Annotated in this window: 20 protein-coding genes and 1 tRNA gene; 10 read left to right on the forward strand and 11 right to left on the reverse strand. The window is 62.1% G+C overall.

Annotated features, from left to right (window positions below; translation table 11 throughout):
* Position 1: 1 nt before the first annotated feature.
* Genes GTW23_RS15905 through GTW23_RS15915 form a run of 3 tightly spaced genes read right to left on the reverse strand, consistent with a single transcriptional unit; the run spans position 2 to position 4,318 of the window.
* Positions 2 to 1,213 carry an efflux RND transporter periplasmic adaptor subunit gene (locus GTW23_RS15905; protein ID WP_252916476.1) on the reverse strand — a complete coding sequence of 404 codons (1,212 nt, stop codon included), beginning with the start codon at positions 1,211 to 1,213 and terminating at the stop codon, positions 2 to 4.
* A 4-nt stretch (positions 1,214 to 1,217) separates the two neighbouring features.
* A complete protein-coding gene (locus GTW23_RS15910) occupies positions 1,218 to 3,593 on the reverse strand; it encodes an ABC transporter permease (RefSeq protein ID WP_345780639.1) in 2,376 nt (791 codons plus the stop codon).
* Complete coding sequence (locus GTW23_RS15915; RefSeq protein ID WP_252916477.1) at positions 3,590 to 4,318, reverse strand: ABC transporter ATP-binding protein; 729 nt, start codon at positions 4,316 to 4,318, stop codon at positions 3,590 to 3,592. Before GTW23_RS15915 ends, GTW23_RS15910 begins: the two co-directional genes overlap by 4 nt.
* Before the next feature lie 196 nt (positions 4,319 to 4,514).
* Between GTW23_RS15915 and GTW23_RS15920 the strand changes: the two genes are divergently transcribed.
* Both GTW23_RS15920 and GTW23_RS15925 read left to right on the forward strand, forming a co-directional pair.
* Complete coding sequence (locus GTW23_RS15920) at positions 4,515 to 5,240, forward strand: Crp/Fnr family transcriptional regulator (protein ID WP_152009563.1); 726 nt, start codon at positions 4,515 to 4,517, stop codon at positions 5,238 to 5,240.
* A 128-nt stretch (positions 5,241 to 5,368) separates the two neighbouring features.
* A complete protein-coding gene (locus GTW23_RS15925; protein WP_152009562.1) occupies positions 5,369 to 6,982 on the forward strand; it encodes a GMC family oxidoreductase in 1,614 nt (537 codons plus the stop codon).
* 74 nt (positions 6,983 to 7,056) lie between these two features.
* On the opposite strand, the gene GTW23_RS15930 is transcribed toward GTW23_RS15925, so the two are convergent.
* Positions 7,057 to 8,850, reverse strand: a complete 1,794-nt coding sequence (locus tag GTW23_RS15930; RefSeq protein WP_152009561.1) for a methyl-accepting chemotaxis protein — start codon at positions 8,848 to 8,850, stop codon at positions 7,057 to 7,059.
* Between the two features lie 343 nt (positions 8,851 to 9,193).
* Here GTW23_RS15930 and mog point away from each other — a divergent pair, with 343 nt between their 5' ends.
* Positions 9,194 to 9,721 carry a molybdopterin adenylyltransferase gene (gene mog / locus GTW23_RS15935; RefSeq protein ID WP_152009560.1) on the forward strand — a complete coding sequence of 176 codons (528 nt, stop codon included), beginning with the start codon at positions 9,194 to 9,196 and terminating at the stop codon, positions 9,719 to 9,721.
* Positions 9,722 to 9,761: 40 nt separating this feature from the next.
* On the opposite strand, the gene GTW23_RS15940 is transcribed toward mog, so the two are convergent.
* From GTW23_RS15940 to bhcC, 5 genes are all read right to left on the reverse strand, one after another.
* Positions 9,762 to 12,986 carry an efflux RND transporter permease subunit gene (locus GTW23_RS15940; protein ID WP_252916478.1) on the reverse strand — a complete coding sequence of 1,075 codons (3,225 nt, stop codon included), beginning with the start codon at positions 12,984 to 12,986 and terminating at the stop codon, positions 9,762 to 9,764.
* On the reverse strand, positions 12,983 to 13,951 hold the full coding sequence (locus GTW23_RS15945) for an efflux RND transporter periplasmic adaptor subunit (protein WP_252916479.1): 969 nt from the start codon (positions 13,949 to 13,951) through the stop codon (positions 12,983 to 12,985). Before GTW23_RS15945 ends, GTW23_RS15940 begins: the two co-directional genes overlap by 4 nt.
* 251 nt (positions 13,952 to 14,202) lie before the next feature.
* Entirely contained in the window at positions 14,203 to 15,351 is a 1,149-nt protein-coding gene (locus GTW23_RS15950) for a hypothetical protein (protein ID WP_252916480.1), read from the reverse strand.
* Positions 15,348 to 16,550, reverse strand: a complete 1,203-nt coding sequence (locus GTW23_RS15955; protein WP_252916481.1) for a glycosyltransferase family 2 protein — start codon at positions 16,548 to 16,550, stop codon at positions 15,348 to 15,350. The genes GTW23_RS15950 and GTW23_RS15955 overlap by 4 nt, the downstream gene beginning before the upstream one ends.
* Before the next feature lie 89 nt (positions 16,551 to 16,639).
* Positions 16,640 to 17,803 (reverse strand): 3-hydroxy-D-aspartate aldolase BhcC, encoded by a 1,164-nt coding sequence (gene bhcC, locus GTW23_RS15960; RefSeq protein WP_382264597.1) that lies wholly within the window; start codon positions 17,801 to 17,803, stop codon positions 16,640 to 16,642.
* 230 nt (positions 17,804 to 18,033) lie between these two features.
* Here bhcC and GTW23_RS15965 point away from each other — a divergent pair, with 230 nt between their 5' ends.
* The 3 genes from GTW23_RS15965 to GTW23_RS15975 all read left to right on the forward strand — a co-directional run bounded on the left by GTW23_RS15965 (position 18,034) and on the right by GTW23_RS15975 (position 19,433).
* Positions 18,034 to 18,282 (forward strand): hypothetical protein, encoded by a 249-nt coding sequence (locus tag GTW23_RS15965; protein WP_252916482.1) that lies wholly within the window; start codon positions 18,034 to 18,036, stop codon positions 18,280 to 18,282.
* 129 nt (positions 18,283 to 18,411) lie between these two features.
* Positions 18,412 to 18,488: transfer RNA gene (locus GTW23_RS15970), tRNA-Pro, on the forward strand.
* A 201-nt stretch (positions 18,489 to 18,689) separates the two neighbouring features.
* Positions 18,690 to 19,433, forward strand: a complete 744-nt coding sequence (locus GTW23_RS15975; RefSeq protein ID WP_324288638.1) for an EAL domain-containing protein — start codon at positions 18,690 to 18,692, stop codon at positions 19,431 to 19,433.
* 39 nt (positions 19,434 to 19,472) lie between these two features.
* Here GTW23_RS15975 and GTW23_RS15980 read toward each other — a convergent pair whose 3' ends face one another.
* Positions 19,473 to 20,366 (reverse strand): LysR family transcriptional regulator, encoded by an 894-nt coding sequence (locus tag GTW23_RS15980; protein WP_152009554.1) that lies wholly within the window; start codon positions 20,364 to 20,366, stop codon positions 19,473 to 19,475.
* 100 nt (positions 20,367 to 20,466) lie between these two features.
* Here GTW23_RS15980 and GTW23_RS15985 point away from each other — a divergent pair, with 100 nt between their 5' ends.
* Positions 20,467 to 20,661, forward strand: coding sequence for a hypothetical protein (locus GTW23_RS15985; protein WP_152009553.1), 195 nt, complete (start codon positions 20,467 to 20,469; stop codon positions 20,659 to 20,661).
* 78 nt (positions 20,662 to 20,739) lie between these two features.
* Positions 20,740 to 21,138 (forward strand): tautomerase family protein, encoded by a 399-nt coding sequence (locus GTW23_RS15990; RefSeq protein WP_252916484.1) that lies wholly within the window; start codon positions 20,740 to 20,742, stop codon positions 21,136 to 21,138.
* On the opposite strand, the gene GTW23_RS15995 is transcribed toward GTW23_RS15990, so the two are convergent.
* On the reverse strand, positions 21,097 to 21,828 hold the full coding sequence (locus tag GTW23_RS15995) for an ArsR/SmtB family transcription factor (RefSeq protein WP_252916485.1): 732 nt from the start codon (positions 21,826 to 21,828) through the stop codon (positions 21,097 to 21,099). The genes GTW23_RS15990 and GTW23_RS15995 overlap by 42 nt on opposite strands.
* Positions 21,829 to 21,898: 70 nt before the next feature.
* Between GTW23_RS15995 and GTW23_RS16000 the strand changes: the two genes are divergently transcribed.
* Entirely contained in the window at positions 21,899 to 22,228 is a 330-nt protein-coding gene (locus GTW23_RS16000; RefSeq protein WP_252916486.1) for an NIPSNAP family protein, read from the forward strand.
* The gene (locus GTW23_RS16005; protein WP_252916487.1) at positions 22,225 to 22,653 is read left to right on the forward strand and encodes an antibiotic biosynthesis monooxygenase family protein; all 429 of its coding nucleotides are present in this window, start codon (positions 22,225 to 22,227) and stop codon (positions 22,651 to 22,653) included. Before GTW23_RS16000 ends, GTW23_RS16005 begins: the two co-directional genes overlap by 4 nt.
* The last annotated feature ends 149 nt before the right edge of the window (positions 22,654 to 22,802 follow it).

The following is a 22,802-nucleotide window of genomic DNA, read 5'->3' on the forward strand; positions in this document are numbered from 1 at the left end:
ATCAGTTTGCAGCCGACCTGTCGGAGATCAGGCTTCCGTCTTCCAGGGCATCACCGGGATAGAGCAGCACCTGGTCGCCGTCGCTCAGGCCCGAAAGGATTTCTGCGCGCCGGTCGGTCATGTGTCCGATTTCAACCGGCGTCACCCGCGCACGCCCGTCTTCCATTCTGAACACGGCCCAGTCGCCGCCCTCCCGGTAGAGTGAACTCACTGGAACCTGCATGACCGCGTCGGAGGACCAGATGATCAGGTTGGCAATCACCCGGAAGCCATGACCGAGATCGGCCGGCGGCTGCTGCTTCAGGGCGATGATGGCATTGACCCGTTGCTCGGCAATACCGAGTGCTGACACCTTGGTGAAGCCGGAGGGTTCGACGCGTTCGACTTCCGCCTCGAGTGTGCTGGGGCCGCCCCAGTCCGTGATCAGCGCCTGGCTACCGGGACGGATCTTCACCGCGTCCGCCGAAAGCACATCGACCGTGATCTCCAGATCGGACGGATCGCCGATCTCGGCGATCAGCTGGCCGACCGAGGCTGCCTGCTCGCTCTTGGCGTTGAGCGAGAGAATGATCCCGTCGATCGGCGAGACGATGTTGACGCAGCACTGGTCGTTGCCGGCCGCGATGGGCGTTTGTCCGGGCTGGGCCAGCCGGGCCTGGGCGCTCGCCAGCTCAGCCCGCCTGAGCGCGATCATCGCTTCGGCGGAGCGCACCTGCGCGTCGGCAAGCTCGACTTCTCCGACCAGCCGCTCCAGTTCGCTTTCCGAAACGATGTTCGTTTCCGCCAGCTTCCGTGCCCGTTCCTGGCTGGCGTGGGCGAGCGCGCGCGATGTGCGGGCGCGGGTGAGCTCCACTTCGGCCACCGCAATGCTCGACCGCGCCGCATCGATCGCCGCCATCAGCTCGGTCCGCGTCCTGGTGTCGAGGAACGGCGGGTCGAGCGGATGGATCGAGGTGATGCTCTCTCCCGCGGATACCGGGTCGCCGACCGAGTACTTAACGCGGTCGAGATGTCCTGCAATCGGCGAGGAGACCGCGTAGACATTGCGGATCCGCGTGATCCCGTCTTCCGCCACGCTCACCTGCATCGGTCCGGTTTCCACACTCGCAAGGTCGACGAGGATCGGCTTTTCGCTGAAGCCGATGTAGAGCCCGCCGCCGATGGCGGCTGCGACAACCAGTCCCGCGAGGCTTCGGGCAACAACAGAGGTCATTGTTTCAGTCCCTTGTTTTCAAAACACGAATGAGATCAAGCCGGTCGATGCGGCGGCGCACGATCAGGGCAGACAGCAGCGCGCCGCCAAGCACGATAAGGCTCGATATGGCGTAGGTGGGCGGATTGATGATGAGTGGTATCCGGAACAGGTCGCTTTCAAAACCCTTGGCAACCAGCACCGAGAAACTGCGGCCGATCAGCCAGCCCAGCGGTTGCGCCAGAATCACCATCACGCCCAGCTCTGTCAGAAGCACACTCGACACTTCCCGGTTGGTGAAGCCGAAGACCCTGAGGCTGGCCAGTTCCCGGGCGCGCTCGGACAGCTGGATCCGGGCGGAATTGTAGATCACGCCGAAGGTAATGATGATCGCCAGCGTCACATAAATAGTTATGCTTATGCCGATGTTCTCCTCGATCACCGCGCGGAAACGCTTCAGCGAAATCCCCTGCAGGGCCACAGAGGCGATTGCCGGGGTTTGCTTGACCTCGTCATAGAGATCCTGGAGCCGCGACTCGTCCACGATCACCCGCGCGCCCGATATCCGGCTGCCCTGACCTGACAGCCGGTCGAGCGTCTCTCGGCTCATGTTTGCCGTCAGTCCGACATAGCTGTTGGTCACCCCGACCAGGGGTACAAGCACCTTGCGGCCCTGTCCGTCATTGAGCTCGACCTCGACCTTGTCTCCGGCCACGAGACCAAGATGACCGGCCAGGCGTTCCGACAGCAGGATACCCGCCGGCGGCAACCTGATCGGCGCGAAATCCCGGTCCAGCACCCGGCTGATATCGGTGTCGGGGTTGGACGCGATGATCTGGACATTGCGCGACCGGTGGCCGTTTCTGAGCGTCGCGGCTTCCGCGCGGAACGGTTCCGCCGCCATCACGCCGGGCAACCGGGCGACGTCCCGGATTGCATCCTCCGGGCGGTCCATTGCAAAGGTCAGCGTCGCGTCCTGGCGGTCTGCCCTGAACCAGATGGTGTCGATCATGTGTTCGACCGAATCGAAGGCGAACAGCGAGGTGATCAGCAACGCCACGGGAAGGGCAGTCCCGAGTGTCGTCAACGCCGTGCGCAACGGCCAGCGTACCAGGTGTCGCAGCGCCATCACGGTGAGTTGCGAGAACGGCAGCCGGAAACCGCCGGAGGAACCGCTGAACAGGCTGCGGTAGCGGGTCGGCGCCGGAGGACGCATGGCCACCGCCGGTGCCAGGCGCACCGCGCCTGATATGGCGTTGGTCGCTCCCACAAGCGCGGCTGCGAAGGTGACCAGTGTCGAGATCACGTAAAGATCCGGCTCCTGCGAGAACACCAGAAATGGAAACGAGTAGAACTCGCCGTAAAGCGAGGCCATGCCGTGCCCCAGCCGTGTCCCGGCAATGCCTCCGATGGTCACCCCGACCAGAGAAATCACAAGTGTCAGCTTGGCATAGTGCCAGGCAATTGCGGTGTTGGCATAACCAACCGCCTTGAGCAGGCCGATCTGTTCCCTTTCGAGCGCAATCAGCCTGGAGAGGATCATGTTGACCAGGAAAGCCGCGATGAACAGGAAGATCGGCGGGATCACCTGCGCCATGGCCCTGAGCTGGGTCAGTTCGGAATCGAGAAACGCATCGGACATGTGATCCTTGCGGTCATAGGCGCCGGTCCCGCCATGCGGTTTGAGAATGGTGTCGAGCCGGGCGATGACATTTTTCGCATCGGCGTTGCGCGACAGCGTGAGCGAGACGTCGTTGAACGCTCCCTTCATGTCATAGGCCGCTTCAAGCACCGATCGGTGCATGTGAATGACGCCGAAGCGCTTCTGGTCGGGCACCATGTCGCCGGGCCCGATGGCATAGACATACTCCGGAGACAGGGTGATCCCGGTGATCGAAAGCGGGCGTTTGCGCCCGTTGATCAGGACATCGAATGTGTCGCCCGGGCGAAACCCGTGCGCCTCGGCAAACGCTTCGATGATTGTAGCTTCATTGTCGCGCCCCGGTTCGGGAAGCCGGCCGGAACGCAGATAGAGCCGGTTGACCGCCGGTTCGCCGTGGTCGGGCATCGAGATCACCATGCCCGTCGCCGGCTCGGCAATGCCGGTGATGTCGATGATCACCGGATTGACGATGCGCGTCGACACCGCCGAAACGCCGTCGATCGCTGCGATCTCGGCTTTCAGGCTTTCCGGCGCTCGCGTGGCAGCCGCAAAGATGTCTCCGAAGCGGGTGCGGTCGTAGAAGGCGGCACGGGTATCCTCCAGCGCCCGGGTGGCGCCGAGTGCCAGGATCAGGGTCATGACACCGCAGGCCATGACCAGCGCGACGGCAAGCGATTGCGCCCACAGCCGGCCGAGATCACGCAACAGCTTGCGATCGAGCATGCTCAACCGGTTCACCAGCTCACCTCCGATGGCTTGATGCGCTCGGTATTGAGTTCGCACGAGGCGATCCGGCCGTCCAGGAACGAGTAGACACGGTGAGCGATCTTCCGGATGCCGGCATTGTGGGTGATGATCGCGGTGGTGGCACCGGTTTCCTCGTTCACCCGCGCCAGAGCCTCGAGCACGATGATGCCGGTGGCCGAATCAAGTGCTCCCGTCGGCTCGTCGCACAGCAGCACTTCGGGACGTTTGGCGATTGCCCGGGCGATGGCCACGCGCTGCTGCTCGCCGCCGGAAAGCTGGGCTGGAAAATGGCTCATCCGGTTCTCCAGGCCAACCAGTTCCAGCGCTTCCGATGGCGACATCGGGTTGGATGCCACTTCGGTGATCAGCGCGACATTCTCCCAGGCGGTCAGGCTCGGGATCAGGTTGTAGAACTGAAACACGAAACCGACATGGTCACGCCTGTAGGCCGTCAGTTGCCGGTCGCTGGCGCCTGCCAGCTCCTCGCCCTTGAACCGGACAGATCCCGAGGTTGGCCGGTCGAGCCCCCCGACGATGTTGAGCAGGGTTGATTTTCCACTGCCCGATGGCCCGAGCAGTACGGCCATTTCCCCCGTTTCCAAGGTCAGGTCGACACCGTTGAGTGCCCGCACCTCGACCTCGCCCGTGGTGTAGACTTTTGTCAGCCCCGAAATCTCGAACACCGGGGCCGGGACTGGATCTGGTTCCTGCATCATGCGCGGGATACTAGCCCACCCGCCGGGACAGTCCTTGATTCCTGTCAATTGGCTTGCTCGCCCGGGGAATGACCGAAAGCCGTCACAAATCAGTGGTATCCGCTCAGGCCGTCGTGCAATTCGCGATAAAATGCGACATCTTGCATCTTTAGAAGCGATGCGCGGTGGAGTAGTATGAACCTGATCGGGGGACGCCATGGATATTCAACGCAAGGACGTACACAATTCGGACACGCCATTGCTGTGCCAGGCTTGTGAAAGCCGTCACCGCGGTGTCTGCGGAGCCTTGACCAGCGAGCAGCTTCTCCAGCTCAGCAAGCATTCGAGCCGGCGCACGGTCGAGCCCGAAACCGAACTGGTTGGCGAAAGTCTGCAGACAAAGAGCTACTCCAACATCATTTCCGGCGTGGTCAAACTGTCCAAGATGATGGCCGATGGGCGCCAGCAGATCGTCGGTCTGCAGTTTGCTCCCGATTTTCTCGGTCGTCCCTTCCGGCAGGAAAATGGCGTCAGCGCGCAGGCCGCCACCGAGGTCAAGGTCTGTTCCTTCCCGAAGGCGGCAATCGAGCGGATGATTCGCGAAATGCCGGAACTCGAGCACAAGCTGCTGGAACAGACGCTGACAGAACTCGACGAGGCGCGTGACTGGATGCTGACCCTCGGCCGCAAGACCGCGGGCGAAAAGGTCGCGAGCTTCCTGTTGCTGATTGCCACTCATGCCTTCCCGGACAATGAGAGCGACACGGTGACGTTCGATCTGCCGATGAGCCGCACCGACATTGCCGATTTCCTTGGCCTGACCATGGAAACCGTCAGCCGCCAGCTGACCAAGCTGCGCAAGGACGATGTGATCCGCATCGTCAACAATCGCCATGTCACCATTCCGGACCTGACACGGCTGTCCGACCGTGCCGGCTTCTAGCAACCACGATTTTCCGGCCGAAAGCACCGCGCCGGGTTACCTTCTGCCGTTCCGCGTCAATTCCTGCTTGAAACCTCCCTTTTCTGGTCTACGCTCGGCCTCCTGACGGTCTTTGGGAGGAGGCTTGCATGGAGTTTGACTATGTCATTGTCGGCGGCGGGTCCGCCGGCTCGGTGCTTGCTGCCCGGTTGAGCGAGGATCCGAAGGTCTCGGTCTGCCTGCTGGAAGCCGGTGGCGACGGCAAGGGCATTCTGGTGAGGGCGCCGATCGGCGTCGTGGCGATGCTTCCCGGCAGGCCGAAAATCAACAACTGGGCATTCGAAACGGTGCCGCAGCCGGGGCTTGGTGGCCGGCGAGGTTACCAGCCTCGGGGTCGGGCGCTGGGCGGATCCAGCGCCATCAACGCCATGCTCTATGTGCGCGGCCACCCCAGCGACTACGATGACTGGGCAAAGGCCGGATGTGATGGCTGGAGCTGGTCGGATGTGCTGCCGGTGTTCCGCCGCTCCGAGCGCAATGTCCGGGGAAGCGACGGCCTGCACGGGGATGAGGGCCCCCTGCAGGTGGCCGAGCAGCGGACTCCGCGTTCAATCAGCCACGCTTTTGTCGACGCGGCCGCAGAAGTGCAGATCCGTCGCAATGATGATTTCAACGGTCCGGAGCAGGAGGGCGCGGGCCTGTTTCAGGTCACCCAGTTCTGGCAGGATGGCAAGCAGGGCGAGCGCTGCTCCGCCGCCGCGGCCTATCTGCACCCGGTGATGAACAGGCCCAATCTGACGGTGATCACCGGCGCCCACGCCACCAGGGTGTTGATCGAAGGTTCTCGTGCCACCGGCGTGGCCTACCGCAAGGCCGGGGCCGAGCAGCAGGTCAGGGCGCGCGCCGAGGTCATCCTCAGCGGCGGGGCCTTCAACTCGCCGCAACTCCTGATGCTGTCGGGCATCGGACCCGGAGAGCATCTGCGCTCGCGCGGCATCGAAGTGTTTCGGCACATGCCGGGCGTCGGCCGGAACCTGCAGGATCATCTCGATTTCATTTACACCGCCAAGACCCGTGACACCGACGTTCTGGGCCTGGGCGCGGTTGGAACATACAAGCTGATCCGCGACATCCTGCGCTGGCGGCGCGATGGCTCGGGCATTGTCGCCACGCCGGGAGCTGAAGCCGGTGCCTTCATCAAATCGGATCCGGAACTGGCAAGGCCCGACCTGCAGCTGCATTTCGTCGGCGCGCTGGTTGATGATCATTCGCGCAAGCTGCATTGGGGCTATGGCTATTCGTGTCATGTCTGTGTGCTCAGGCCTCACTCCCGCGGTGAAGTCGGGCTGAGCAATCCTGATCCGCTCAGCGCCCCGCGCATCGATCCGAAATATCTTTCCGACGAGCGCGACGCGGAACTGATGCTCAAGGGGGCAAAGATCACCCGCAAGATCATGGACGCGCCGTCGCTGCGCAAATACCGGCTCAGGGAAGTCTATACCCGCGAAGGCATGGATGATGCGGAGCTGATGCAGCATATCCGGGCGCGCGCCGATACGATCTATCACCCGGTCGGCACCTGCAGGATGGGTCGCGACGATATGGCGGTGACAGACCCTCAGCTCAAGGTTCACGGATTGAAAGGGCTGCGTGTCGTCGATGCCTCGGTGATGCCCTCGTTGATCGGCGGCAACACAAATGCGCCGACAATCATGATTGCCGAGAAGGCTGCGGACATGATCCGGGCAGAGGCGCGCGCCTGACCCGTCCTCGAGACCGTGCAGCTCTCGACCAAACCAGACCGCTACAGCCCTCTACATCCGCTGCGCGCCAAGAGTCAGAATTCGCTCCAGTTCTCCGCCTTCACGGTCGTGGCGGCGGAACCGAAACCGGCGCTCACCCTTACTGCAAGCTGGGACTGCGCCAGGGTGGGTTTGGCGCGGGAGGTTGCGGCCGCCACCGGTGCGGTGGCGCGCGCTGCTGTTGTTGAGCCAAGCTTGAAACGGCTGACCAGCTCGAACAGAGCATCGGCTTCCTTGGCCAGCGCGTGACTGGACGCCGTGGTCTGTTCCACCATAGCCGCGTTTTGCTGGGTACCCTGGTCGATCACGGTCACCGCCTCGTTGATCTCCCTCAGGCCCACCGACTGTTCCTTCACGCTTCCGGCGATCGCTTTGATGTTGAGGTCGATGCTCTGGATCTTGCCGACAATCTCACCCAGCGAGTGGCCGGCCTTGTCGACCAGCGAGACACCGAACTTGACCTGCTCGCTCGACGATGTGATCAGGCCCTTGATGTCCTTTGCCGCACTGGCCGAGCGCTGTGCCAGCTCACGCACTTCCTGGGCCACAACCGCAAAGCCCTTGCCGGCCTCGCCGGCGCGCGCGGCCTCTATGCCCGCGTTGAGCGCCAGGAGATTGGTCTGAAAGGCGATTTCATCGATGACGCCGATGATCTTGGACATTTCCTGCGAGGAGGATTCGATCGCGCCCATCGCCGTCACGGCTTCGGTCACGATCTCGCCCGAACGCTCGACGTCCGTACGGGTCTCGGCCACAAGGGCTGCGGATTCGGCTGCGTTCTGCGTTGCCTCGCCCACATTCGTGGTGATTTCCTCGAGTGCCGCCGCTGTTTCCTCGACCGAGGCAGCCTGCCGCTCGGTCCGTTGTGCCATGTCGTCGGTGGCCGAACGGATTTCCGCCGAGCCCGATGAAATGCTGCGTGCATTGGCTTCCACCGCGCTCATCGTCGACCGAAGCTCGGCGAGCACGTCGTTGAAGTCCGCGCGGATCTTTTCCATGGTCGGCACGAAAGGCGTGTCAAGCGTCTGCGTGAGGTCGCCGCTTGCCAGAGCCCTGAGCGAGCCGGCAAGATGCGATATCGCGGTCATGCGGGCGGTCACGTCGGTGGCGAATTTGACCACCTTGACCACGTCACCCCTGTCATCGACGATGGGGTTGTAGGCGGCCTGGATCCAGATCTGCTTGCCGGACTTGCTGACCCGCATGAATTCGTTGGATGAGAAACGGCCCGCGGCAAGGTCACTCCAGAAGGTTTGGTAGTCTTCACTGGTCGTGTAGGCGGGGTCGCAGAAAATCCGGTGATGCTGGCCGATGATCTCGGAGAGCTCATAACCAAGCGCAGAACAGAAGTTTTCGTTTGCCGTGATGATCGTTCCGTCCGGTTGAAACTCGATAACGGCCTGCGAGCGCGAGATCGCCGAGAGTTTTGCGGCATCCTCGATCGCCTTGAGCTTGGTATGGGTGATATCCGTGGCGAACTTGACGACTTTGACCGGTTTGCCGCCCTTGAGAACCGGATTGTAGGAGGCCTCGATCCAGATCGCACGACCGTTCTTGGCGAAGCGCTTGTATTGGCGCCGTTCGAATTTGCCCGAGGCGAGTTGCCGCCAGAATTCCTGGTAATCAGCGCTCGTGGCTTCTTCCGGATCAACGAACATACTGTGATGCTTGCCGACGATTTCCTTCAATTCGTAACCCAGGGCCTGGCAGAAATTCTTGTTCGCCGTCAGGATCTTGCCTGTCAGGTCAAACTGGATGATGGCTTGTGCTTTTGACAGGGCTTCCATGATGCTGGTGCAGTCATTGTTCAGGCCGAAATACGAACCCATTGTCTTCCCTTTCGTCACAAATCAAGAGCCCCTAAATATTAGGGGAAAGTATAAATTGCATTGGACTTTAGTGCTTCTTGATGGAGAGGGCTTGCAACAAGTATGACTGCCGTCCACCGCGAGACTTTTCTTGGAGAATATCTTTTTCACCAAATTTTTAACGAACGAATAAGGGTTTAAGGCGAGATCTTTAGGTCTGTCTAATTCGCGCATCGTTGGTAGGCGCGTTCTGATGCAACCTCACAAGGTCGGTCGTGATTGGGATTGGTGGTTGCCATTTTGACCCATGTGATGATTGTTGCGCGAAGCACAGCCTTTTTGACGCCAGCCGGGAGCCATTCATATGACCGTTCGCATTGCCGTTCTCACCGTGTCCGACCGCGCCAGTCGCGGTGAGTATGAGGATCTGGGCGGCCCGGCGGTCAAGGCATGGCTCGAGCGGGTGATGTCATCGCCTGCAGAGATCATTGTTCATGTCATACCCGACGGCCTGGAAAGTGTCCGCGACACGCTGATCCGCCTGTGCGACGAGGAGCGTGTCGACATGGTGTTGACCACCGGCGGCACCGGTCCGAGCCCGCGTGACCTGACGCCCGAAGCCATGAAGCAGGTGATGGAGAAGGAACTGCCCGGCTTTGGCGAGCTGATGCGCAAGGTGAGCCTGGAGCAGGTGCCCACCGCCATCCTGTCGCGCCAGACCGCGGGTACGCGCGGCAAGACGCTCATCGTCAATCTGCCCGGCAAGCCCGGCTCGATCGACACCTGCCTGACGGCCGTCTTCCCGGCCATTCCGTTCTGTCTCGATCTGATCGGGGCAGGGCGCATCGAGACCCGTGACGAGATCCTGAAAGCATTCCGCCCGTCGAAGTGACGGGCGGAAGCGGTTTTGACAATGACCCGGAAGCCTCGGATCAGGTCCGGAGCACCCGGTAGATCGCCGGGATCACCAGAACGGTCAGTGCCGTCGACGAAGCCAGCCCGAACAGGAGCGAGATCGCCAGACCCTGGAAGATCGGGTCGGTCAGGATCACCGCAGCCCCGATCATCGCCGCAAGCGCGGTCAGGATGATCGGCTTGAACCGGATCGCGCCGGCCTCGATCAGCACCGGTGTCAGCGGCGTGCCCGGAACATGGGCATGGCGGATGAAATCCACCAGCAGGATCGAGTTGCGCACGATGATGCCGGCAAGCGCGATGAAGCCGATCATCGATGTCGCCGAGAACGGTGCTCCGAAAAGCCAGTGGCCGATCAGGATGCCGATGAAGGTCAGCGGCACGGGGGTGAGGATGACCAGAGGCGCCTTGAACGAGCCGAACTGGGCGACCACCAGGATGTAGATCCCGAGCAGGGCCACGCCGAAGGCGGCGCCCATGTCGCGGAACGTCACCCAGGTGACTTCCCATTCGCCGTCCCAGAGCAGCGTCGAAACCTGTTCATCGGTAGGCTGGCCGTTGAGTGCGATCACCGGCTTCTCAAGATCTGTCCAGTCCATCGCGTCGAGCGCTTCCTGAACGGCGATCATGCCGTAAAGCGGGGCTTCGTAGGCGCCGGCCATTTCGGCCATCACCATTTCGGCCGCCCGGCCATTGTGTCGGAACACCGGAAACGACGACCGCTCGGTAGACACGTCCACCACATCTCCCAGTTCCACGATCGACCGGTCGCCCGGTAGAACGTTGGCCGGGATCGGCGTGGTGAGAAAAGCCTCGTCGACCATGCGCTCGGACCGAGGGCGTTCAAGCCTTATGGCGATCGGCGTGCGTCCGCCGCCCCGATGCGAATAGCCCACCGTCTGGCCGGTGTTGAGGATGCCGATGGTGTCGAACACGTCCTGTTCCTGGACCTTGAAGAACTCGAGGTCATCGGTGGAGATCTTCACCCGCGCCCGTTCTGCCGGCTGCCCCCAGGAATTGTCGATGTCGACGATGAAGTCGGCGGAGCGGAAGGCCTCTTCCACCCGGGCCGCCACGGCGCGGCGGGTTTCGGCGTCCGGACCGTAGATTTCGGCCAGCAGCGTCGCCATCACCGGTGGGCCCGGTGGCGGCTCGACCACCTTCAGGCTGGCGCCCTCGGGCAGCGGAATGCCGGCGATGCGCGAACGGATATCCAGTGCAATCTCGTGGCTTGAGCGGTCCCGCTCGCTCTTGGCGGTCAGGTTGAGCGCCACATCGCCCATCTGTGGTTCCGAGCGCAGGAAGGAGTGCCGCACCAGCCCGTTGAAGTTGAACGGAGCGGCGGTTCCGGCATGGGTCTGGGCCGATTTGACTTCCTCGAGCTTGAGCACTTCCCGGGCCACGGCCTGGGCAACGGCGTCGGTGGCTTCCACCGAGGTGCCTTCCGGCATGTCGATGACCACTGACAGTTCCGACTTGTTGTCGAACGGCAGCAGCTTCACCGTCACATCCTTGGTGTAGAACAGCGACAGCGACCCGAGCGTCATGACGCCGACGATCAGCAGGAAGATCCAGGAACTGGTCTTGCTTGCAAGCACCGGGCGCGCCGCGGCGCGGTACATCCTGCCCAGCAGGCCGCCACTCTCGGCGCCTTCGCCATGACCGTGATGCATAGGCGCCCGTCCGGCGATCTTCAGCATCAGCCAGGGCGTCACCATGACCGCCACGAAGAACGAGAACACCATCGCCGCCGAGGCGTTGGACGGGATCGGGCTCATGTAGGGGCCCATCATGCCTGAGACGAACAGCATCGGCAGCAGGGCTGCGACCACGGTCAGCGTGGCAACGATGGTCGGGTTGCCGACTTCGGCGACAGCTTCGATGGCCGCCTGCTTGCGGTCGCGGCCATCGCCCATGCCCCAGTGCCGGGCGATGTTCTCGATCACCACGATGGCGTCGTCGACGAGAATGCCGATCGAGAAGATCAGCGCGAACAGCGATACGCGGTTGAGCGTGTAGCCCATCACCCGCGAGGCAAACAGCGTCAAGAGGATGGTGACCGGAATGACGATCGCCACAACAAGCGCCTCGCGCCAGCCGATTGCCAGCCAGACCAGCACGATGATCGACACCGTGGCCAGACCCAGATGGTAGAGCAGCTCGTTGGCCTTCTCGTTGGCGGTTTCGCCATAGTCGCGGGTCACTTCGACCGCCATCGAATGCGGGATCAGCGAGCCTTCCAGCGCCTCGGTGCGTTCGAGGATCTGCTCGGCCACCAGCACCGCATTGGCGCCGGCGCGCTTGGCAATCGCCAGCGTGACGGCAGGCTTGCGGTCAATTCCGCCTTCGACCCCGTCTTCAGTCCCGTTCTCGGAACGCGTCACCGTGGCGACGATGCGCGCGGTGCTCTCGGTGGCGAACGAGATGTCGGCGAGATCGCGCACATAGACCGGCCGCCCGTCACGCGTGGTGATCAGCAAATTGCCGATCTCGGCAGGAGCATAGAGCGTCTCGCCCACCATCAGTTCGGCCGATTTTCCATCGATCGTCACCTGGCCCGCCGGGAAGGCCCGGTTGGCGCCGCTGACCTTGCCGGCAAGCTGCTGCAACGTCACGCCGTTGAGCGCCAGCCGCTTCGGATCGGGCGCAATGCGGATGATCTCGTCGGTGTCGCCGACCAGGTAGGTCAGCCCGACATTGTCGATCTTCGAAAGCTCGGTCCTGAGTTCGCGGGCCACCCGCGTCAGGTCGTTGGCCGAAACCGCGTTCCCGGCTTCTTCCGAGGGTGTCAGGGTCAGTGAAACAATGGCGACATCGTCGATGCCGCGTCCGACGATCATCGGTTCGGGAATGCCGACCGGAATCCGGTCAAGATTGGCGCGCACCTTGTCATGCACCCGCAGGATGGCCGAATCCGTCTGCGTGCCGACGATGAAGCGGGCCGTGACCAGCACCTTGTTGTCTGATGTCTGCGAGTAGACATGCTCGACCCCGTCGATGCTCTTGACGATGGTTTCGAGCGGCTCGGTGACGAGCTTTACGGCGTCGTCGGCCTTGAGGCCGGGGGCGCCGAGCATGATGTCGACCATCGGAACCGAGATCTGCGGCTCTTCCTCGCGCGGCAGTGTCAGAAGCGCCACGATCCCGAAGGCAAAGGCCGCGAGCAGAAACAGGGGAGTGAGGGGGGAGACGATGAAGCCACGCGTCAGCTGGCCGGCAATCCCCAATCCGGAGGTCTTCATGGCCGCACCACCTTGTCGCCGGCCACGACGCCACTGATGACTTCAACCAGACCGGCATTCTTACCGTCCTGGACCGCGCCGAGAATGACCGTGCGCTCGACCACGTCTCCGTTGTGGTCCTCGACAGACATGAAATCGACGCCGTGGCGGTTGACCACAGCCTCCAGAGGCGCCAGCAGCGCCATGCGGCTGCCGATCGGCACCTCGACCAGAATACGGGCATTGACGAAGGCCGTGTCGAGCTTGTCGACCTCGACATCGGCGATCACCCTTCCATTGTCGATCTGCGGATAGACCTTGGCGAGCCGCCCGGCGGCTTCCTCCCCGCCTGTGGCAAGCCGGATTTCTGCGCCGGCTTCGAGTTCGCCGGCAAATCGCTCTGGCACCGCAAGGCGGAGGAAAAAGCCGCCGGAGCCGATGGTTGCCACCGGTTCGCCCGGCATGATCACGGAGCCGCGGCTGGCGGGCACGGTCAGCACCCGGCCGTCCGCGGGCGCAACAACCGCGCCCTCGGTTTCCTGCTGGGTCAGCACCGCCCGTTGGGCTTCAGTTGCGGCGATCTGGTTGCGCGTGACCTCGACATCGGTCGACAGCTGCGCCAGCCGCTGCCGTGTCACCACGCCCTGGCTGACCAGGGTCTCGCCGCGCGCAAACTCCGCTTCCGCCGTCTTGAGCTGTGCTGCGAAGGCAGCAAGCTGCGCATCGAGTGCAGCGATCTGGAAGGCGATCTTGTCGTCCTTGACCAGGCCGAGTTGCTGTCCTGCGGTCACCAGATCGCCCTCACTAATGGTCAGTTCCTGGATCACGCCACCGATCCGGGCACGCGCTGGCACGATGTCGCGCGATTCGACGCGCGCCTGTACGGCTTTCCATTCGGTGATTTCGGTGGGCGACAGCGTCAGCGTCTCGGCCTGCGCGACACTGGCGGAGACGGAGACAAGAAGCGCAAAGCTGAGCATTTTCATGGGTTGCCTCATTTCGATCGGTCCGGATGGATAGCGGCGAGCATGATCATGGAATGACGGGCTGTCATTGCGCGAGATCAATCGCCGCTATCCTGTTGGTGACCTATATAGGCGCTTATATATAAGATCGCAAATATAAAATAGATCGAGCAGAAGGGAGAGGGCCCTTGGGGGCAGAGAGCGGGGCGTGGGCTCGGGATTGGAGGCTCTTCGAGCGACGCCCGGATCACGTCCGGAGCGGCGGTGGATTGCTAGGCAAGCTTGTCATCAAGCAGGTGCACCGGAAACAGCATGGCGTTGATCAGCCGGTAGAACTCCGCGGCCGAGGCGGTCCGGTCCATCTCCATGTCGAAATGGAGATGCTGGTCCTTCAGTCCCTGGAAGCGGGGCAGTTTGGGATTGCGCCTGAATTCCGGCTTGAAGCCGGCCAGCCCTTTCTTGCCGCGCCATTGCGTGATCGCCTGGGCATAGGCGGCCTTTCTGGTGTGGAATTCCTCGCCCGACGTCGCGGTCTCACAGTCATGGGCGCAGGCCTTGATAAAGCCTGCTTCCCATCCTTCGAGCTCAATGCCGCAACGCTGCTTGAACCGTTCCATGCTCAAGGCAATGGCTGCGGCGTTGCCCATCCCGGTGGTGAAGGGAAAGCCCTCAAGCCGAGCCTCTGCCTCGGGCAATGCGTGTTCCGGTGTTCCCGCAAGGCCCTGCACTGAAAGGGGCCGTTCCCAGTACACCATGCATTGCGCCATCAGCACGGTCTTGCACAGGCTGTCGGTTTCGGGCGCCTCCTGCTCGAAATAGACATCCGAGAACGCTGCCCGTATTCGCTCCAGCAACTCTCGCCTGACGGCGCCGTGCCAGGCACCGAAGAAGCAGTCCGGCCGTGCGCCTGCATCTGCCCAGTAGAACAGCTTCTGCATCATGTCCTTCTGCTGGGGCAGGTTGAGACTGCTGCCGGTGCCGATCCGGGCGATCTCGCGTCCCGCGCGCGCTGCCGGCCAGACATAGCCGGCCCGGCTCCATGACAGCGCATCGGCCTGCGGCACGCGCTTGAGCGTGGCTTCCAGCACCGCGCAGATGTCAGGGTCGGCGTAGTCCGACGCCTCGATCAGGCAGATCCATTCGCCGCGCGTATGCGGGACCATCCAGTTCCAGCAGGCAGCCTTGCTGGCAGCTGCTGCAAGTTCGCCACTCGCGGGCCCGGGCGACATGACGGTCAGGCGGGGATCAGACTGTTGGGATGCAAAGCGGGACAGCGGTTCGGTGTCGCTGGAAAAGTCGCCGATCAGGATCTGGAAATCATCACGCGCATTGCCCAGCATCTGCCGCACGGAATCAATGACTGCGGCCTGCGATCCGGGACTGTGTCCAAACACGGGAATGCAGATCGAAAGCAGGGTCACAGGGCGAACACCTTTGTGCCTGCCAGCAGGTTGTCCATCGGCATGATGACATGTTCGGCAAAGCGGTAGAACTCTTCCGGCGTGGTGGGTCCGAGCTCTGCCTCGCGCACATGCAGCGTCTCGTCGCTGACCCCGGAAAGCTGATTGATGGTCTTGGGCGGTGCAAAAGCCGGCGGCTTGAACATCGCGGCCCACCTGCCGCCCTCCCACGCCGCAAAGCCGCGGGCAAAGCAATCAACCTTGGCGTCATATTCCTCGCGGGTATGCGAATAGCGGCATTCATCCATCGCGGCATGGGCGAAGTTGGCGCCAAAGCCCGCGAGATCAATCCCGTAGGTGTGGCAGAACCAGGTGGTGGTGGTGGCGATGCTCAGGCACAACGATGCGCCTGAACCGGCCAGCCGGAACGGGAAGAAGGGCTGGTTCAGGCTGATGCCGCCGGTCGTTTCCGTCTCGAAAGTGGCGAGCCTCGTCCCCATCGTCTCGCGCGACACTGTTGCCGCTGAATTGGATGCGGCGCAGGCCCCCAGTACCGACAAGGGTCGCTGCGAATGGACGATGGCCCTGGCAGTGGAAACGACCTTGCAGCTGCTTTCCCAGTCGACATTGGGGTGTTCGAAATAGCGGCCGCCATAGCTTTGTTTGACTCGCTCCATCAATGAGCGCTTGATCGCTCCGTGATAGATGCCGACCCCGACACCCGGATGCCGCTTGCGCTCGCTCCAGCGGTACAGCTGATCAGCCAAGGCCTGTTTTGACAGGATGCTCGCACCGCTTGCCAACGGAATGCGGGCCAGTGTGGGCGCCGGACGGTTGTCAGGCCACTGGAAGGTCATGCACTCCCAGCTGATGGCATCTGCATCGCGGTACTTCACCTCGAAAAGGCGGGTCAGCTCGGAAAGCCGCGGATCGACAAAATCATCATCGCCGATCACCGTGATCCAGCGGCCCTCTGTCTGCTCCACCGCCCGTTCCCAGTTGTTCACCATCGGCAGCACAGCCGGGGCAGGGGGGATCAGCCGGAATCGTCCGTCCTTGAGTTGCTTGTTGAGGAACGCGTCCAGCGGGCCCGGATCATCGGAGTTGTCGGCAACGATCACCTCGAAACCGCGGCTTTCACTCGCCGCGAGCGCCTTGATGGTCTCGATGCAATAGCTCTGGCGGTTTCGCGTCGGCAGGCAGATTGACAATTGTACCATGAAGAGCCTTCGTCGACGGTCGGTTCCCCTGAACCACTAGCCGATGAAACTTGCGTTATGCTTGCCCGAACCGATCTCCGGCGACGGCATCAGAATGCCTTGCCCCGTGCCGAGACCGGCCAGAGGCATTCAACCTTGCCGTTGCGCAGCCCGACATACCAGTCATGAAGATTGCAGGTCGGGTCGCAATGGCCCGGCACCAGCCAAAGCCTGTCGCCGACCTTGAGTGCGCCGGCAGGATCGGTGATCTGGCCGTGCTCGTCCGAACACTGGACATAGCCCACGTCGCCGCGCCCGAACACCACCGGCAGGCCGCTATCGACGGAGAGCACCTTCAGCCCTGCGTCACACACCGCCAAGTCGGTTTTGACATGGCTCATCACCGATGTGAGAACAAACAGCGCGTTCTCGAATTCGCCGTGGTCCAGGCGCTTGCCGTCCAGATCGAGAATGCGGCCGTAGTCCGCGTCCATGAAGGCATAGGACCCGCACTGCAGTTCGGTGTAGACGCCCGAATTGCCTTCGAACGCAAAACTGCCCGTGCCGCCACCCGTGACGCTGTCGCACTTCACGCCGGCAGCTTGCAGCGCCGCCAAGACGTCTTTGACGAGAGCAATCGCCGCATCGGCCTTGGCCCTTCGGTCCCGGTGATCTTGCAGGTGCTGCATGGCGCCCTGATAGGCCTGGATGCCCGCAAATATCAGGCCCGGGGCGGCGTTGACTGCTTTGGCCAGCGCCACCACCTCTGCCGGGTCCGTCACCCCGCAGCGACCCGCACCGCAATCGATCTCGACGAGACACTCAAGCGTGGTGCCATGCCGAGTGACTGCCTCTGAAAGCTCTGCAACATTCACCGGATCATCGATGCAGCAACTTACGCGAGCCCCCAGCTTTGGCAGTTGCGCCAGCCGGTCGATTTTCAGCTTGCCGCGCACCTGGTTGGAGACGAGCACATCGCAGATGCCGCCACGCACGAACGCCTCCGCCTCAGAGACCTTCTGACAGCAGATCCCGGTCGAGCCTCCGATTGACTGCTGCAGCTTCGCCACGTCGACGGACTTGTGCATCTTCCCGTGAGCGCGCAGGCGCATACCCATCTCCCGCGTGCGCCCGGCCATCCTGATCAGGTTGCGCTCCAGTGCATCGAGATCGAGCACCAGGCACGGCGTCTGCACATCGGCCTCGTCCATGCCGGGCAGGGCAGGGATATCATAGCCAACCGTCAGTCCGGCGAGATGGGGTTCGGTGTTCACGGTGTAACCTTTCCGTGTCCGCAAGGCGCGCGCATCGGGATCTTCCATGCGATGAGTATGACTTCGCTTTGTTTTGACGGGAAGATGCGATTCCGCTTTTGCGCGCCGCGTGTTGACCCGGCCCGAGCGATCGGCTCTTGTGTGCGGTAGAGGCTTTGGGCAGAGGTGCAGACGAGCATGACACATGGCGGCAACGGTCAGGGCAGAAGATTTGCCGGAAGGATTGAACCATGAGATGGGCACTGGTGGATTTCGGGCATCCGTTTTACCGGCCGCTCACGCGCCGCATCATCATTTTTGCTTTGGTCCTGGCATGGACCGTGGTCGAGTTCTTCTCAGGCTCCACCGGTTGGCTGCTGTTCTTCCTGGTGCTCTCCGCTTATGTCGGCTGGGGGTTTTTTCTTTCCGGCCAGCCCGATCAAGCTGCTGAGGATCAGCGCGGCACGCCGCCGCCTCCGGGCTCCGGCAAGGACGGCTAGACCTCCGCAAGCTTCTGATACCCTTCTGTCCGGCGGCAACCGCGATACTGATCCCGACGGGTCGCTGATTTCATCAAGAAGGGGCTTGTGGCCACGCCTGCCTCGGTCTATAAGCCAGCCCGCTGGTCACGGAGTGTAGCGCAGCCTGGTAGCGCACGTCGTTCGGGACGACGGGGTCGGAGGTTCGAATCCTCTCACTCCGACCAGATTTTTCCCGATTTTGCTGGTCCTATGGTTTGTCGCCACTTCATTGGTATGGGCTTGTCACGGCCAAAGTGGTGCCCGACACCTTCTCTTAACGGCTTTTGCCTATGGTCTCCGAACATAGCGAGCGAGAGACCAAAATGACTGACCGGAAGACGTGCGAAGGGTGCCGAAACGGTGCAAAATTCGCGGCTGACATCACCATGGCTTTCCAGCCGATCTTGGATGTCCGGAATAAGCGCATGTTTGCCTACGAGGCACTCTTGCGTGGCGCGGAAGGTGAGGGCGCAGGCGTCCTCCTGTCCCAGGTCACCGATGCGAACCGCTACGCTTTCGACCAGAAATGCCGGGTGACGGCGATCGAGCTTGCGACCGCGCTCGATCTCGCTGAACATGATGCCTACCTCTCCATCAATTTTCTGCCCAACGCGGTCTATGAACCCAAGGCCTGTATCAAGTTGACCCTGGAAACCGCGATGCGGACCGGATTTCCGGTCGAACGGATCATGTTCGAATTTACCGAATCCGAGCGCGTCGACACGGCGCATCTGCTCAACATTCTTCACGCCTACCGCAATCTGGGCTTCAAGACGGCCATCGATGATTTCGGTGCCGGCTATGCGGGCCTCGATCTTCTCTCCAAGTTTCAACCCGACGTGGTCAAGCTCGACATGGGTCTGATCCGGGATATCGACGGATCTCCGGTCAAGGCCACCATGCTTCGCCACAATGTGCACATGTTACATGATCTCGGTATCGAAGTCGTGTGTGAAGGCGTTGAAACGCAAGCCGAGTTTGACGTGCTGCATGATCTCGGCGTCGACCTCATGCAGGGCTACTTCTTTGCCAAGCCCGCCATAGCTTCCCTGCCGGAGCCACACTGGCCAGCTCGCTCCGCATTGCCCGTTTCTGAAGCGCAGCGGTCGGACCTCGACCTCGCGGTCTAGCCATCTCCGCTCGCCGGTCATCTGCGGCTGGACAGGCTTTTACGCCGCGTGCTCGACCAGAAAGTCGATGAATGCCCGCACCCGTGGCAGGTGCTGCCGCCCCGGGGGCATCAGCGCGGTAATTGGCACCGGTTCGGAGACATGGCAATCGACCAGCAAGGGCTTCAGCCGACCATCGGCGATGGCGTCCTCGATGACGAAACTCGCCAGCCGCACGATTCCAAGCCCCGCCAAAGCCATTTCCGCCAGGATGTCGGCATTGTCGCAGGTGACCGCCGGTTTGACAGCCACCGGGACAACCTTGCCGTCGACCTTGATCGGCCATTCCGCGAGACGCGCGAATCCGGTGATCGCCAGGCAGGCGTGGTCCTTGAGATCGGCGGCCGATTGTGGTTCGCCGTGGCGCTCGAGATAGGCCGGACTGGCCGCAATAATCCGTCTTGATTGGCCAAGCTGCCGCGCAATCAGGCTTGAATCCGTCAGCGCTCCGGTCCTGATCGCCATGTCGAGCTGTTCGCCGATCACATCGACGCGGCGGTCGGCCACCGAGACCACGAGGTCGATGTCCGGATAACGGGCCCTGAAATCCGGCAGCACGGGCGCCAGCCGGTGCTTGGCGAAGGCCGTGCCCATATTGACCCGGATGGTGCCTTGCGGCCTGCCGCGGGCGGACATCACCTCCGCTTCGGTCGCTTCGATCGCAGCGAGGATCTCGCGGCCGCGATTGAGCAGGGTTTCTCCCTCTGCCGTCATCATCAGCCGCCGGGTCGTGCGCTGCAGAAGCTTCACACCCAGCCGGTCCTCGAGCCGCGTGACTGCCTTGGAAACGCCCGAAGGCGTCAGTCCTGTCTCCTCGGCGGCCGCGGCAAAACCGCCGCGTTCCACCACCCGGACAAATATCCCGATCTCGTCGGATGCTGCGGTTCTATTCATGACTGAAAGTCCGGAGTGATCCTCAATAATGGCAGATTATAAATCCTGAAAACAATAATACAACTCTGTCAACGCCACGACATCACCGAAGGAGACTGACATGTCGATACAGAGCAACCGGCCACCACATCATGATCTGCATGCAATCGATCATCTGCCGGATTTTGACCGGTACCGCGAACGGGCCCACCAGGAGCGCACGAGAGCCATCAACCATGCCATGTCGCTGATCTGGAGCCGGATGACGGGTCGGCGGACACGCCGGCAGAAGGATGCCGCATTCTGGGTGGCCTGACCGGCTCCACTGCCTTTGAACGGATCCGTTCGCACCTGCTGCGCCGGTCCGGCCTTGTTGTCAAAAAGGGAGACGACCATGCCCCTGGTCAAGTTCAATGTGCCGCAATCGCTTGCCGATGACCGGGTTGCCGGTTTGCGCGACGCCGTTCACGAAGCGCTGGTGGCGACGGCCAATGTACCGGGAGATGATCTGTTTCACGTCGTCCACCGACTGGATCCGTCGAGTCTGGTTCTGAACCCGAGCTTCCCCGGTCTTGAGCGCAGTCCGGAGGCGGTTATCGTCGAGATCACCTTCCGGATGGGGCGGACGGAAACCCAGAAACAGGCGCTCTACCGCGACATTGCCCGCCTGGCGCAGGCCAGGGCCGCGATACGGCCTGAGGATGTCATGGTCGTACTCTTTGAAAACACTTCGCTCGACTGGAGCTTTGGTTCAGGTATCGCGCATTATGCGCTGGCTCCGGTTCCCGTGTGAGTTTTGGTCTTGCCGGCAAAAGGTGGCCAGCAATTCGGTCTCGCCCCGCTCGGTGAAATGCACAACGCGAGAAGCTGCTTCACGGCGAGCCCAACCCAGGCTTTCAAACCGGGAGAGCAGGGTCTGGCCGAGTGATCCGGCCAGGTGCGTGCGCCGCGCACTCCAGTCAAGACAGGACCGGCACAAGGGCCGCCGCTGGGTTTCAAGTGCTGCCAGATCGATGCCGAACTGCATCATCCGTTCACGACCGGCCTCAGTCAAAACCGGTTCGCCGTCCACCTCGTCCAGCATCGCCGACGCCAGAAGTCCGTCATAAAGAGCAACCCCGAGCTCGCCCGCCAGATGGTTGTAGCAGACCCGCGCCTTTCTGAGCGCCGGATCCTTCGGCCCGGTGCGGGTGCGCGTCAGTCCGCGCCGGGCCGCGAGCCCCATCATGGTTTCCAGAAGCGCGCCGACATCATCATCGGCAAGGGCAAAATAGCGATGCCTTCCCTGTTTGCGTTGGATCAGGAGGTCGGCGCTTTCGAGCTTCTTGAGATGGGAACTCGCCGTTTGCACGGTCACGCCAGCCTCCGCGGCCAGTTTGCTCGCGGTCAGCGCCCCGCCGGCCATCAGCGCGGTCAGCATGTTGGCGCGCGCCGGATCGCCGATCAACGCGCCCAGCTGGGCTATGTCTGGACCTTCTTTCATACTTCGATGCTAGTCGAAGCATAAGCGATCGTCAACGTGGCATAGAAAGCTTCCCAAACCGGAGGCATACATGATCACCTGTTTCATTCGCTATCACATCGATCCGACGAAGAAAGCCGAGTTCGAGCACTACGCACGTAACTGGGGCAAGGCGATACCGCGTTGCGGCGCCAATCTGATCGGCTACTTCAGTCCGCACGAAGGCTCATCGACGCTCGCATATGGCGTCTACTCCCTCGACAGCCTGGCTGCCTATGAGGCCTATCGGCAACGCCTGAGCGAGGACCCGCTGGGCCGCGAGAACTATGAGTTCGCCCAGCGCGAAAAGTTTCTGCTGCGCGAGGATCGCACTTTTCTCAGGCTGGTCTCCGGCCCGCACGCCGGGGTGGTCCGGCCATGATTGCTGTCATCTTCGAGGTCGAACCTGCCGATGGCCGTCGCCAGCAGTATCTCGATATTGCTGCCTCGATGCGTCCGTTGCTCGACGAGGTCGATGGCTTCATCTCGGTCGAACGCTTCGAAAGCCTCACCACGCCGGGCAAGCTGCTGTCGCTCTCATTCTTTCGGGACGAGGATGCCGTCAAGCGTTGGCGGACCCTGAGCGCCCACCGCAATGCCCAGGCGCGGGGCAGGGCGGGCGTGTTTGCCGGTTACCGGCTTCGGGTTGCTGAGGTGCTGCGCGATTACGGACTGCATGACCGGGATCAGGCCCCGGCCGATAGCAAGGAGGCCCACCCTCACGGATTGGCGGGTGAAGACCGGCATGGGAGCAATTCCAGCGAAAGTGGAAACCGGCTTCGCGATCGGAATGACATAAAAACATAAGTAGAGCATTTCCGGTGACTTGGTTTTCATCGGAAATGCTCCAGCCCATGGCGCAATTCATCGGCATGGATTAAAGCTCGGTCGGTGATTTGTGATTGGTCCCGTTTTTCTTGTCCTGGCTGCTGCACGGGTCACGCCCACTTCTATCG

The sequence above is a fragment of the Parahoeflea alexandrii genome (assembly GCF_024105735.1).
In the GTDB taxonomy this organism is placed as follows: domain Bacteria; phylum Pseudomonadota; class Alphaproteobacteria; order Rhizobiales; family Rhizobiaceae; genus Hoeflea; species Hoeflea alexandrii.

Coding starts and splice junctions, on each gene's coding strand:
- GTW23_RS15940 (WP_252916478.1), bottom strand. CDS start 12,986: ATGAAGACCTCCGGATTGGGGATTGCCGGCCAGCTGACGCGTGGCTTC.
- GTW23_RS15995 (WP_252916485.1), bottom strand. CDS start 21,828: ATGAAAGAAGGTCCAGACATAGCCCAGCTGGGCGCGTTGATCGGCGAT.
- GTW23_RS15945 (WP_252916479.1), bottom strand. CDS start 13,951: ATGAAAATGCTCAGCTTTGCGCTTCTTGTCTCCGTCTCCGCCAGTGTC.
- GTW23_RS15985 (WP_152009553.1), top strand. CDS start 20,467: ATGTCGATACAGAGCAACCGGCCACCACATCATGATCTGCATGCAATC.
- mog (WP_152009560.1), top strand. CDS start 9,194: ATGACCGTTCGCATTGCCGTTCTCACCGTGTCCGACCGCGCCAGTCGC.
- GTW23_RS16005 (WP_252916487.1), top strand. CDS start 22,225: ATGATTGCTGTCATCTTCGAGGTCGAACCTGCCGATGGCCGTCGCCAG.
- GTW23_RS16000 (WP_252916486.1), top strand. CDS start 21,899: ATGATCACCTGTTTCATTCGCTATCACATCGATCCGACGAAGAAAGCC.
- GTW23_RS15965 (WP_252916482.1), top strand. CDS start 18,034: ATGAGATGGGCACTGGTGGATTTCGGGCATCCGTTTTACCGGCCGCTC.
- GTW23_RS15930 (WP_152009561.1), bottom strand. CDS start 8,850: ATGGGTTCGTATTTCGGCCTGAACAATGACTGCACCAGCATCATGGAA.
- GTW23_RS15915 (WP_252916477.1), bottom strand. CDS start 4,318: ATGATGCAGGAACCAGATCCAGTCCCGGCCCCGGTGTTCGAGATTTCG.
- GTW23_RS15990 (WP_252916484.1), top strand. CDS start 20,740: ATGCCCCTGGTCAAGTTCAATGTGCCGCAATCGCTTGCCGATGACCGG.
- GTW23_RS15925 (WP_152009562.1), top strand. CDS start 5,369: ATGGAGTTTGACTATGTCATTGTCGGCGGCGGGTCCGCCGGCTCGGTG.
- GTW23_RS15980 (WP_152009554.1), bottom strand. CDS start 20,366: ATGAATAGAACCGCAGCATCCGACGAGATCGGGATATTTGTCCGGGTG.
- GTW23_RS15920 (WP_152009563.1), top strand. CDS start 4,515: ATGGATATTCAACGCAAGGACGTACACAATTCGGACACGCCATTGCTG.
- GTW23_RS15905 (WP_252916476.1), bottom strand. CDS start 1,213: ATGACCTCTGTTGTTGCCCGAAGCCTCGCGGGACTGGTTGTCGCAGCC.
- GTW23_RS15955 (WP_252916481.1), bottom strand. CDS start 16,550: ATGGTACAATTGTCAATCTGCCTGCCGACGCGAAACCGCCAGAGCTAT.
- GTW23_RS15975 (WP_324288638.1), top strand. CDS start 18,690: ATGGCTTTCCAGCCGATCTTGGATGTCCGGAATAAGCGCATGTTTGCC.